The sequence below is a fragment of the Lysinibacillus sp. FSL R5-0849 genome, from assembly GCF_038595075.1.
GTDB classification, from domain to species: Bacteria; Bacillota; Bacilli; order Bacillales_A; family Planococcaceae; genus Lysinibacillus; species Lysinibacillus fusiformis.
Genome location: NZ_CP152004.1, coordinates 1,498,209 through 1,510,802, shown reverse-complemented (window position 1 = coordinate 1,510,802; position 12,594 = coordinate 1,498,209). Strand labels below are relative to the sequence as shown.

General features: G+C 37.7%; 7 protein-coding genes. 2 read left to right on the top strand and 5 right to left on the bottom strand.

Annotation, left to right across the window (positions count from 1 at the left end; translation table 11 throughout):
* Positions 1-22: 22 nt before the first annotated feature.
* Positions 23-790 (bottom strand): isocitrate lyase/phosphoenolpyruvate mutase family protein, encoded by a 768-nt coding sequence (locus MKY80_RS07165; protein ID WP_089986578.1) that lies wholly within the window; start codon positions 788-790, stop codon positions 23-25.
* 195 nt (positions 791-985) lie between these two features.
* Here MKY80_RS07165 and MKY80_RS07160 point away from each other — a divergent pair, with 195 nt between their 5' ends.
* Entirely contained in the window at positions 986-2,806 is a 1,821-nt protein-coding gene (locus MKY80_RS07160; protein WP_258954972.1) for a GGDEF domain-containing protein, read from the top strand.
* Positions 2,807-2,897: 91 nt separating this feature from the next.
* Here the strand turns inward: MKY80_RS07160 and MKY80_RS07155 are convergent, their stop codons facing one another.
* Positions 2,898-4,196 carry an MFS transporter gene (locus tag MKY80_RS07155; protein ID WP_008176621.1) on the bottom strand — a complete coding sequence of 433 codons (1,299 nt, stop codon included), beginning with the start codon at positions 4,194-4,196 and terminating at the stop codon, positions 2,898-2,900.
* Positions 4,197-4,218: 22 nt separating this feature from the next.
* Complete coding sequence (locus MKY80_RS07150) at positions 4,219-6,252, bottom strand: CocE/NonD family hydrolase (protein ID WP_342532396.1); 2,034 nt, start codon at positions 6,250-6,252, stop codon at positions 4,219-4,221.
* Between the two features lie 255 nt (positions 6,253-6,507).
* Here MKY80_RS07150 and MKY80_RS07145 point away from each other — a divergent pair, with 255 nt between their 5' ends.
* Positions 6,508-7,215 (top strand): TetR/AcrR family transcriptional regulator, encoded by a 708-nt coding sequence (locus MKY80_RS07145; protein WP_342532395.1) that lies wholly within the window; start codon positions 6,508-6,510, stop codon positions 7,213-7,215.
* Positions 7,216-7,290: 75 nt separating this feature from the next.
* Here MKY80_RS07145 and dinG read toward each other — a convergent pair whose 3' ends face one another.
* Entirely contained in the window at positions 7,291-10,062 is a 2,772-nt protein-coding gene (gene dinG, locus MKY80_RS07140) for an ATP-dependent DNA helicase DinG (protein WP_096363962.1), read from the bottom strand.
* A 214-nt stretch (positions 10,063-10,276) separates the two neighbouring features.
* Positions 10,277-12,400 carry a 5'-nucleotidase C-terminal domain-containing protein gene (locus tag MKY80_RS07135; RefSeq protein ID WP_096363960.1) on the bottom strand — a complete coding sequence of 708 codons (2,124 nt, stop codon included), beginning with the start codon at positions 12,398-12,400 and terminating at the stop codon, positions 10,277-10,279.
* Between the last annotated feature and the right edge of the window lie 194 nt (positions 12,401-12,594).

Genomic DNA, 12,594 nt, shown 5'->3' with positions numbered 1-12,594 from the left:
TGGCTCACCTCATTTTCATAGATTACACATATAAAGAAGAAGTATCTTGGTCTTTTACTAATTGTGCAGTATGCGCTGTCAAATAGGCAATGATTTTATCCGAAAGTGCATTGCCAAAACTCATGCGTCTTACCCCTAATTCTTTTAATGTTTGGCAATTTGTTAAACCTGGTAAAGAAAGGAGATTGATCGGTGCATCCACATTGCTTGTGATAGCTCTTATTTCATCCACATTTGTTAAGCCTGGGATAAAAACACCACTTGCTCCGCTCTCGACATAAACCATTGCTCTAGTCATCGTTTCTTGATATGGCTGTTCAACTTGAAAATACGTATCTGTTCTAGCATTAATAAAAAAATTTTGATAACCACGATTATCTAACATAGACCTCATATTTGTAAGCAAATGACAGTGTTCTGTAAGACTTCTTAAGCCTACTTGATGTTTGAATGAATCTTCAATATTAATTCCTGCTACTCCAACATCAGCCGTCCTTAACACATTGTCAATAATGCTTTGTTCATCATGACCATATCCCGCTTCAATATCCGCTGATACGGGGATATTTACTTGCTCTGTTATAGCTTGAATAATGGCCAAATGACGCTGAAAATCAATCAGTTCCCCGTCTGCATAGCCCAGTGAATTCGCAATCCCCCAGCTAGTTGTACCAATCGCCTGAAAACCTGCTTTTTCTAATATGAGCGCTGATAACACATCCCAAGCATTCCCTAAAAATAAAAGCTCCTGCGATTCATGTAAATCATTGAATTTCTGAATGTTTGACATATTGAAAGCCTCCCTATCATTTACTAGACCTCATATTATCAGGAAGTTTCCATTTATTTCGTCCTCAATCTTGCTGTTATAGTCTATAATAAGGAGGTATCAATTAACTTAAATTTCTAAAAAGAGAAAATTAAACAAATGTTGTAGCTATTCAACTTCACCTAGTAATGGTAGAATGGGAGCAATGAATTTTTGATGAAAAACAAAAGGATCAGAAAAACACTGTTATTGATTTGTTTTACCCTTTCTTTTATCATCCTTATACCACCTGTAAGTGCTATGAGCCCAACAGATGAGCTAGTAGACCCTATTATAGTAGGAGAGCATTATGAAATTTTTCGAGATCCATCAAAAAAGGTCCCTATTGAAGATATATTGAACGGCACTTATGACCATCTCTTTGTGGCCAGCAATCAACCCTATCCATTCTTTTGGCATACTCAAGATACCATTTGGTTACGCTTACCTATGGACAAGATTTTATTAGATAAAGAGGAACCTTATTGGCTAGAGGTGACAGATAAATTAGATAGCATTGAGTTGTTCTCGGTAAAAGCGGATGGCTCCTATGATGTGCAACGAAGAGGCATTGCTAATCTAGGGGAACAATCTCTTCCATCTCGTTCTAATTTATTTCACATCCAAGACCCTTCTATTCAAGAAATTTTTATTAAATTAGATGGGACATTACCACTAAGTATTACCTCCTTTTTATATACGGAAATAAGTTTTACAAATAAGATGAGTGAATATAAATTTTTAACTGGCATTTTCTATGGTTTTTTATCAGCTCTTTTAATTTATAACTTATTTTTATTTTTTTCACTGAAGGATAAAGCTTACTTTTTCTATGTTTTATATATGTTAAGTTTTATTTTTTATCAAGCAACGTTAAATTCACTAGACATAGAATTATTGGGCAATTGGTTGTCGCAAGAATTTTTTATTAAATCATTAACAATTAGCGGCAATCTACTGCTTTTATTTATGCTCCTATTTTGTCTTCAGTTTTTGGAGTTAAAAAAATTTCTACCGTCATTCCATACAATCGGAAAACTACTCTTATGGATCACCATCTGTTCTTTAATGGCATCTTTTATACTCCCTGATGTTGCATTTATTAATAATTTCACAACTACCTTTGCGGTAGTAGTCTTTATCTTTCTATGGCTGTCTGGCATTTTCGTTTTCAAAAAAGGGCAAAAGATGGCTCGATACTATATCATTGGCTGGACAGTTTTACTAAGCTCCATCATTGTTCAAGCGCTGGCCTTTTTAAGTATTATTCCATTCCATCCACGAGTTTTTGAGGAAGTACCAGCCATTGGTGCTATTTTTGAATCCATTTTTTTATCTTTAGCATTGGGCGATAAAATCAACATTATAAAAAAAGAACATCAACTCATGCAAGACACACTAAATGAAACATTAGAATATAAAGTTCAAGAACGGACAAAAGAGCTTGAAGCAGCCAAGCTTGAGCTTGAAGCATTAGCAAACACAGACCGACTCACTCAAATACCAAATCGTGTACGCTTAGATGACGTATTAGAAAAAGAATTTAAGCAAGCTACAGGAAACGGCACACCCCTATCGATTATCTTGTTGGATATTGATCATTTTAAAGCTGTGAATGATGAATTTGGACATCAAGTGGGTGATCTTGTGTTACGTCATGCAGCAGACATTTTAAAAAATCATGTACGAGTAGAAGACATTGTTGGTAGATGGGGCGGCGAGGAATTTTTAGTTGTTTGTCCAAACACTCGCTTAAAGGATGCTGTGCAACTGTCTGAAAATCTACGACAGCAGCTTGAACAACATTCATTTCCAGTTGTTCATCAAAAAACGAGTAGCTTTGGTGTGACAAGTTTTGTCCTTGGCGATACGATTCATTCCTTATTATCAAGATGTGATAAAGCTTTATATCAGGCAAAGGAATATGGTAGAAACCGCGTGGAATTTTTACAGAATGATATAAATTCAGAGACTAATCAAGAGGCGTCCACCCTGTGATATCTTTTGACGAAAAAGATGACTTCGGCTTATACCAAAGTCATCTTTTATTTCAGTGGAAGACATTCTATGAATTTTTTTTGATGCTAAATTAAGTAAGCACCTGTTCCTTCGCAAGCTTTCTTTGCAATGCAATCTCCTTGCGTTTTTCTTTCGTTACACGTTGCCAAATGACTACTGTAACGAATCCAATTATAGCTAAACCTAATAATATACCGAAGAATACTTTATAGCCTGCTGTGCCACCCCAATAATCTAAACAAGCGCCTGCAATGATTGGCATAAAGATTTCCCCACTATAGCCAATAATCATTAGCGGCATGGATACTGTTCCTGTTGATTCAACAGGATAATCCCCTTCTACTAAAATAGCAAAATGCATCGCCTGCAAAGCATACATTGATGTATAAATAATCCCGATAAATATTAAAAGCATCAGGATAAAGGAAGCTTTGCCTGGTAATAAGATAAGTCCCACTAAGCCTAGTGCTAATAATATATAGCCGATTAACACCATATTAGACACACCTATCCGGTCACCAATAATGCCTGCACTAAAACTGCCGATTGGTCGACAATACTGAGAAAAGTAGCCTAAAGCAGCAGCAATTAACGTAGATGCACCAAATGCGGCTGTTGCATAAGGTGTGATGTAATAATAGCTAATGATCATCGCATAAGACGTAAAAATAAGAATAGTTGCAAGCCAAGTTGTTGGCATCTTTAACACTTTCCAAAGGACGGCCCAATCAAATGATTTACTACCATCTTTATCCTCACTAGCTACAGTCCCTTGATCGGGGTCTTTATAAAGCATCATAATCATGAACCCTAACAAAAGACAAATGACAGAATACACCGTAATAACCGCTGAGAGTGCCATTTTATCACTCATATGCTTCGCAAAAAAAGCAAATATCCCTAAAATCACAGCAGATTGAATAATATTGGTTACGCCACGGCCACCTTCAAAAAATCCAAAAGCTTTTCCTTGTTCATTTTCAGAACCTAAAGAACGTACTGCTTTTACTAGTGCTCCCCAAAATGTCATAATGGACGTGATTCCCCAAGCAGCATGGATGAGGAGAAGCACTGGATATGGTGGATACAGTAATAATGTAAAACCTAATAACCCTGTGGCCACTAGAGAAATAGTTAATAAATATTTCGTTTTCCAACGATCTGCACAAAATCCTCCAAAAATATAGGAAATTAAACAACAAACACCATATGCACTACCAAGTGTCCCCATCTGAGTATTCGTCAAATGAAATGCATCGAGAAAGACATCATAATAGTAATTTCTAAAATACGGTAATGCATAAATTAATGCACCTGAAACAGCTAAAATAACTAAAGTAGCTGTATTCTTTTTTAACTTAGCTTCCATATGTTTACCCCTTATATGTTATTTACAAGCCATGACGTTTAATTTTTTGATCCCATTCCTTATGGAAGACCTGTTTGTCATTTTCTTTGATCGCCATTTCCCCAGCAATTTGGAAGTTTTCTAGAGTAGATGTTTTAGTAACCGTAATATCAGCATCAATCCACCAACCCTCACGACCTATTTTCATTTTTTGATAGATTGTATACTGAGCTGACAATGGATCAGCATTCGTTAAGGTTAATTCCCGCTTCAAATTATGTTCTACCGTGACATCAATGTCATCAAAGCGATATATCCCTTCACCAAAAACGCCTCCAACCCCATCTGTAATACATGTCCATGTATCTGTTAAAATATCGTATGAAATAGAACGATCCACTCTTCCTTCTTGGAGAGTTGTTATAGGTGTTAATGGTGCACTCTCAGGATTCATATTTGGTCCAGCTATTTGATGTCCATGGAAGGTTGGTAATGTGAAAGTAGCTGTTTCAAGATTTAATGTCAATGTAGCATCTTCTGGCATCGGCCAAAACATAGGCCAAAATGTTGTTGCTAATGATAAGCGTAAACGGTGACCTGCTTTAAATTGATGTCCACAGCAATCTAATTGCACAAAGGCTTTTACTTTTTCACCAGGAGTTAACAGTTCTACATGGTCATGACCATTCAAATGTGTTAAATTCATCACCCCATAGGATACACGAGTAACAGCTCCATTTGGTGCTACATCTGACAACTGCGTAAATAACATCGCATGTGGTTTATCACTCATTAATTCCACTTCAAACTTCGGATAACCTACAATCTCTAGTGGATTCTCTAGCATGTCCGTTTCAAAAACCATAGCCATTCCATCATCAATTCGTTGATCTGCTGGACTTTCACCTAGTACTCCAGCACCCATCCATTCTCCCGATAATAGTCCGTGGTTTTGTGGTGTTTTTAATTGCACCTGTTCTTGTTGATCACTACGATGCTCTACTAATTTCCCGTGTGTCAGTTGATACGCTTTCGTTTGTACCTCTTCCGCTGTTGGCCATGATTCTAGTCCAATCCAATAGCCATGGCTGACTGGTTTCTTAACAGAAGGTTCCATGCTTTCTTCAACCCAAACATTCACCATTGGTCCATCCATTACACCATTGTCAATCCCTTTTAACCAATGATCCCACCATTTCACGGCCTCTTGTAAAAAGCCCATTGCTGGACCAGGAACTCCATCATGTGGGTAAACATGTGCCCATGGGCCAATAATGCCTTTTCTAGGAACAGAAAGCCCTTCCATTAAACTTAAGACTGTGTTCGTATAGGAATCTTCCCAACCATCTAGTGCAAAAACAGGGATTTCGATGTCATCGTAATTCTCACAAACTGAACCATGCTTCCAGTAGTCATCTCTTGTTTGATGCTCCATCCACTGCGCCATCCATAAGGGCATATTTTCTAAGCGCTCCATCCATTTCTCACGCCAGCTATCGCCAACAATGTGAGGATCAATCGGACGGAGTTGATACGCTAACATAATAGAGCCCCACCAGAAATTATCATTTAATAAACAACCACCCTTATAGTGAATGTCATTATTATAGCGATCATCCGTGAAGCCTACTGTAATAATCGCCTTTAATGCCTTTGGTCTACGAGCAGCTACTTGCAGAGAGTTAAATCCGCCCCATGATTTCCCCATCATCCCGATATTGCCATCACACCAGCTTTGATTAGCGATCCATTCAATTACTTCAAGCGCATCATCCTGCTCTTGCTTTAAATACTCATCTTTTAATAAGCCATCTGACTCACCAGAACCTCGCATATCTACTCGTACAACAGCATAGCCATGTCCTGCAAAATACCCATGCATAGGCTCATCTCTCGCTCTCGTTCCATCTGTTTTGCGATAAGGAATATACTCCAGGATAGCCGGTACTTTTTGTCCTGCCGCCACGGTCGGTAACCAAATTCGGCTAGAAAGCTTTGTGCCGTCTGCTATTTCAATCCATGTGTTTTCAATCGTTTCATATGTACACTCAAATTGTGTCACAATTTTTTTACTCATTAAATAAATCCTCCCCTTGTGTTTGAACTTTTTATTCTTGCATCCACTTCGTCTAATTATTCCGAATCTTAATTATTTAGTAATCATGATTATAAAATAATTGTGATTAGTATATCATCTGAAAATCCAATGTACAACACTGAAAATGCTAAAAGCTAATGCTATAATGGGAGATGGAAATAAAAATTGTTATGCTATAATAAGGTTAAACTAGCTTATAAATGGTAAATATATGAATTAAACTAATAATTTTACATGACCATTGTACGTCGGGGGGATATTACTTTGAAAAAAAAGGAAATACAAAGGAGTCGTATGTGGAAATACTTTGTAGACGCCACAGCGGAAATTATTGAAGAAGAAGGAGTGGAAAATGTCACGATTAGAAAGGTTGCCGATAGGGCTGGTTATAACAGTGCAACCATTTACAATTATTTTTCAGAAATCTCTCATCTCCTCTTTTTTGCATCGATGAGATGCATGCAAGACTATACAAACGAAGTTGCTCGTTACATAGAAAGAGGCAAGGACCCTATTGATAAATATTTATTAGCCTGGGAATGTTTTTGCCAATACTCCTTCAAACAGCCACAAATTTTTCATGCCGTCTTTATTATGGATTTAGGGGAAACACCTGAAAAACTATTGGAAAATTATTATAACTTTTACCCCAATGATTTAATTAATATTCCTGAAGATTTAAAGACTATACTGTTTCAGCACAGTCTGACAAAACGGGGACGTTCTATGTTAGAGATCGCTTTAAAAGAAGGCTATTTAACCGAGGGTAATGTAGATGCCATTAATGAAATCACACTCTTAATTTGGCAAGGTATGTTTACTAATCTTTTAAATAATCGAAAAAGCTATGATGCCCAACAAGCAACAGAAATCGTTATGAGCTATATTACTAAGATTGTTCGAAATGCCAATCTTTTTGATGAGGAACATAACAACAAATAGTCATAACCCTCATCATAAATGTATAGGCAACCACTTAAAAAAACCCCTTCTAGCTCATGCTAAAAGGGGTAATTTTTATTTTTGCCAATGATTCAGTTCTTTTAATAATTCGGGTAGCTGCAATTTCTTTACATCGATTGGCGGTAGTGCTTTAATAAATTCTTTCCCATAGGATTTGCTAGTTATTCGACGGTCTAGGACGATAAATGCTCCTTTATCCTGAGAGGAACGAATTAAGCGACCAAAGCCCTGCTTAAAGCGCATAATAGCCTCGGGCAATGACAACTCTGTGAAGGAATTGCGTCCTTGCGCTGTAAGATGCTTCGCTCTCGCCTTAAAGACAGGCTCTTCTGGTGAAGAGAATGGCAGCCGTACAACGATAACAGAGGCAAGAGCATCTCCAGGAACATCGACACCCTCCCAGAAACTGTTTGTTCCAAAAAGAACAGCATGGCTAAATTTTTGAAATGATTTTAGAATGCGCATACGGCTACCACCTGTAACACCTTGCGCAAAAAGCATATAATCATCTAAAAGTTCACTATCTTGAATGAGCTCGACTGTTTTCCGCAGCATATCCTGAGCTGTAAAGAGCACAAAGCAACGACCTTCCGTCATTCTAACAGTCCTCGTAATCGCATGAGCAACTGCCTCAATGTATTCTTCTTGGCTGACATGCTGAATATCTGGCATATCCGTGACAATAAATGCTTTTGCACCTGCGTAATAGGCTGGCGGTGCCTGTAGTTTTATAACTTCAACGCTATCAGAAATTCCTAATTGTCGTGTAACAAAACGCTCATTGCCTGGTACCATTAATGTACCTGATGTCCATACAATGCTCGCTTGCTTGCGAAGAGGTGCTAGCACTTGTTCAATAATCGGTGTGACATTGGCTGGCTTCTTAAAAACATGTAAACTGCCAGGAACACTTCGAACATCGAATTCTAGCCAAACCGAACTTCCATCGTGCGATGACAGGAAAATGTCTTCCCACTCTGCAATTTTAATTTTCACTTCTCGAATCCAATAATGCCATTCGGATAAAATATACCTATCATTTTTATCTAATTGCTCAATATTATTTTCAAATCCTTGAGCTGCTTCAGTCGCAAGATCAAGCCATTGCTGCGTTAATTTGCTTACTTGTAAAAATGACTCTTTGGCAAGCGTTACATCCTCTATAAATAAGGTACACTTACTACTAGCTCGCTTGCCTTTCATCTGTTGTTGCATGCTTTGTGCCGCTCGTTGAATAGTCTCATCAAATGCACGTTGTAACCGTATAAATTGAGCATCCAGTCGCTGTAAACTTTGCATGGACACACGTTGTTTCTTCTTCGCCGCTTCACAAAAAAGTTGATAAAGTCCTGTGTCTTCCATTGTGCCAATTTGACCAAAAATATATTTCCATTGCGTATAGGAGAAGACAATTTCATCCTGTTGCATCGCAGCCTGTATAAATTGATGTGCCTCATCAATGACCCAGCCATCTATTTGTGTAAATATCGGCGTTTGACGAACTAAATCACTTAACACCATAGCATGATTTGTCACTATACAGTCAGCAAATGCGCTGTTCTTTAACGCTTGTTCATAGAAATCAAACCCTTTAGATGGTTTGTCATTTGGTATTTTGCGGATTTTCTCTAAAAACAGTTGTCCCCCACCTGAAACATTCAGCTCACTTAACACACCGGTCTCTGTTTTCGTCAGCCAAACGAGAATCTGTAAAATAGAAAACGTATCATCATAGGATTCGTCCGCATATGCCATGGATTGTTCAAAACGATCTAGATCAATATAATGCTGCATCCCCTTGAGTACACAAATATTTACTTTTGTTCCCAAGATTTTTTCTATCTTTGGTAGCTCTTCCTCTACAAGCTGTTCTTGCAGATAGGATGTATAGGTACTAATGGCGATTTTTTTATGGACAGTACGAGCATATACGATGGCTGGCAGTAAATATCCCGCCGTTTTGCCAATACCCGTAGAGGCTTCAATTACACATTCCTTTTGTTCATGTAGAGCTTGCCAAATCGTATCCATCATCTTAAATTGAGCTGGACGTTCCTCAAAATTGGGGAGGGCCTTTGTCATTAATGCCGTTTTATCAGCCACTGTTTGCGGATAATCAATCGTCTCTGATGCATGGTCATGTTTATTACGACCATTACAAATCGCAAAATTCCGGTAATAATGCACATTCTCATCGCTTGTTTTATGTTGACGTTTTATTTGCAATGCCTCGAAAAAAAGCTGAGAAATATTCGATTTTAAGCGAAATGAACGCTTATGCATTTGTTCTAATGTTAATTGAGGAAGATTTAAAAGCTCTTTCCAACAACATTTGAACAGCTCAGCAGTAGCACGGGCATCGTCGTCTGCTCGATGCGCATTGGCCAACTCTATATTTAAATCTGCCGCCAAGTCTCCTAGCTTAAAGCCGAGTGACATCGGAAACAAAATTTTTGCCAGCTCTACTGTATCCATTTTTTTACCTTGCCACTTTGGAAGGCCAGCCCGTTTAAATTCCGCCTGTAAAAATGATAAGTCAAAATCGGCATTATGGGCTACAAACACACAATCAGCCAGTAGCTCATATATGTAATCCGCATGTTCCTCAAAAGGGTATGAATCCTTAACATCCTCATTCGTTATATGCGTTAAATCTTGAATGAACGATGGAATGGCTTTTCCCGGGTTAATAAATTTCGTATAGGTACGCTCAATTTCCCAATCCTTCATAATAACAATGGCAATTTGAATCATCCGGTCCCCATTTGCTGGTGAATGACCCGTTGTCTCCAAATCCACAATGGCATATTTTTGACTTTCCATCATACATCTCAACTCACAGTCACATTAGATAAGAAGAATTTTATCATATATTTAGTTCAGCGGCATCCTTTCTCCCCTATATGCCGTCTAATATTCAATCCCTTATACTGCCGTACAATAAAAAACCGCAACCTCAGGGTTATCCATAAGGTTGCGGAAATAGCGATGTGACATAATTTAAAGCGAATGTCGTTTGTAAGCTATTCTTTCGAAGGGATTATTGCTTTTTAGCAACATCAACAATACGACCTTCTGCTGTTGTTTTCACTTCTTTTAATGATAGTAATTGCTCTTGTAGATTTTCCCAATCAGATAAGCCTAAATCTGTTACACGACCTTCTTCATATGCTTTAGCAAACATATCAAAGCCGTCTCCACCTTTAGCTGTGAAGGCATTTGTTGCCACAGTATATGTTTTACCATCTTCTAGTGCAACATACTTGCCAGTTGCTTTATCTAAATATTCGATTGAAATAACACGTGAGCCTGCTTCTTTTGATGAATCATATTGTAATTTTGCTCCACCAATGTGTAGGAAACCACCATTTTCTTTAGGTGCATTTTTCAAGGAAATTTCAAATGCTGCTTTAAGCTCAGCTCCTGTAGCATCCATTAATGCTAATGTGTTACCGAATGGTAATACTGTAATCACTTGTCCAACAGTTATATTGCCGGCTGGGATCGCTGCACGAATACCACCACCATTTTGTAGTGCCATGACAACTGTTTTATCCGTATATTTTTGTGCTTTTGCCAACATACCATCTGTAATGATATTACCTAGAGCTGTTTCATTGCTACGTACACTTTCTAAGTTTGTTTCAGTTGCACGTGGATTTGCTAACTCCTCAGTAATTTTCACACCAATTTCCTTGTTGTTGACTTCATCAATTTTTGCTTTATATGGCGCTAGTAATTTTACTAATGCTGCATCTTCAGCAACTTTTCCTAGGTCGATTAATTCGCCACCGTACTTAGTGACAACACCTTTGCCATCAAATGTTACATCCAGTGTTCCTAAATATTTTACATACTCATTAGCTTGTACGATTAATGTTGCATCTTTTGCTTCGCCTACAGTGTTCGTATCTACAACAAATGGCTCGTCTAATTTTGTATGGTCATGTCCACCAACAATTATATCGATTCCTGGTACGTTTTTAGCTAGTAAAATATCATTATCTACATTTGGATTATCATTGTAACCAATATGCGTTAAAGCGATAATTTTATTAACGCCCATACCCTCAAATGCAGCTACTGCCTTTTTCGCTTCTTCAATATAGTTAGTAAATTTCACTTTACCTGGAGAAGCAATATCCAAAGTTTCTTCTGTTGTTAAACCGAAGATACCGACTTTTTCTCCATCAATTTCTTTTACAATACCTGAATAGATTTTACCGTTTTCAGGCTCACTTGAAACTAAATCTGTAAATAAACCTTTAAATTTATCATCCGCTGAGAAATCTGTATTGGCACCCACAAATGGGAATTTAGCACCTTTAACAAAGTCTGCAAGTGCTTGATGTCCTTCAGGTGATGAACCTAAATCAAATTCATGGTTACCAAATACCATAGCATCAAAGCCAATTTCATTTAATAGCGCTAAATCTGCTTGACCATGGAATTCGTTGAAGTATAAAGTACCACTAAATGCATCGCCAGCATGTAATGTTAAAACATTTTTCTTTGTTTCACGTTGCTCTTTTACAGCAGTTGCTAGTTTCGGTAATTCATTTGCGCGTGCATGTGTATCATTCACATGTAGAACTGATAATGTAAATGCATCTTCCGGTTTTTCAGGCGTTTCTGTGTTTAATTTTGTGAGAGCTTCTGCAATCAATGTTGCTAGTTGTCCACGTGTTACGCTTTTACTAGCTTCGTGATTTTTAGCACCTTCTAATTCTGGTAAGTTAGGAATAGATGATAAGATTTTTGCCAAATCACCATGTGTAATCGTTTGGTTTGGACGGAATGTGTTGTCTCCATAGCCTGAAACAACTTTTAATCCTACTAATGCAGCGATTGGACCGTAATACGTATTAGCTGTATCAATATCCTTAAAGTTTGGATTCACAACTTCTTTCGTGTCTAGCTTTAATGCGCCTGCAATCATTTTTGCAGCTTGTCCACGTGTGACATTTGTATCAGGTTTGAATGTACCATCTGGGAATCCACTAATAATACCTGCCGCATAAAGTGTCGAAATGCCCTTATAATCCGCATGACTTTCCTTTACATCCGAAAATGGACTAGCTGCTGATGCTGGTGCCGCTGCTACCGCTGTGATAGCCAATGCTGCTGCAGTAGCTGTTAAAAATTTATTACGTTTATTTTCCATTACAAATGATACCTCCACTAGTAAAATGATGTACTAACAACTAAATTCTACATAAATATCTCATAAAATACTAGAACATTTGTAAAATTTTAATTTCACAAACTAGTTTAATAGTTAGAAAAACAAAATTTTACCAGTACTTTTGTAGTAGTTTTAATCACATAAAAAAGGAGGATGGCTATTCGGCTACACTA

Coding starts and splice junctions, on each gene's coding strand:
- MKY80_RS07165 (WP_089986578.1), bottom strand. CDS start 790: ATGTCAAACATTCAGAAATTCAATGATTTACATGAATCGCAGGAGCTT.
- MKY80_RS07150 (WP_342532396.1), bottom strand. CDS start 6,252: ATGAGTAAAAAAATTGTGACACAATTTGAGTGTACATATGAAACGATT.
- MKY80_RS07145 (WP_342532395.1), top strand. CDS start 6,508: ATGACCATTGTACGTCGGGGGGATATTACTTTGAAAAAAAAGGAAATA.
- dinG (WP_096363962.1), bottom strand. CDS start 10,062: ATGATGGAAAGTCAAAAATATGCCATTGTGGATTTGGAGACAACGGGT.
- MKY80_RS07135 (WP_096363960.1), bottom strand. CDS start 12,400: ATGGAAAATAAACGTAATAAATTTTTAACAGCTACTGCAGCAGCATTG.
- MKY80_RS07155 (WP_008176621.1), bottom strand. CDS start 4,196: ATGGAAGCTAAGTTAAAAAAGAATACAGCTACTTTAGTTATTTTAGCT.
- MKY80_RS07160 (WP_258954972.1), top strand. CDS start 986: ATGAAAAACAAAAGGATCAGAAAAACACTGTTATTGATTTGTTTTACC.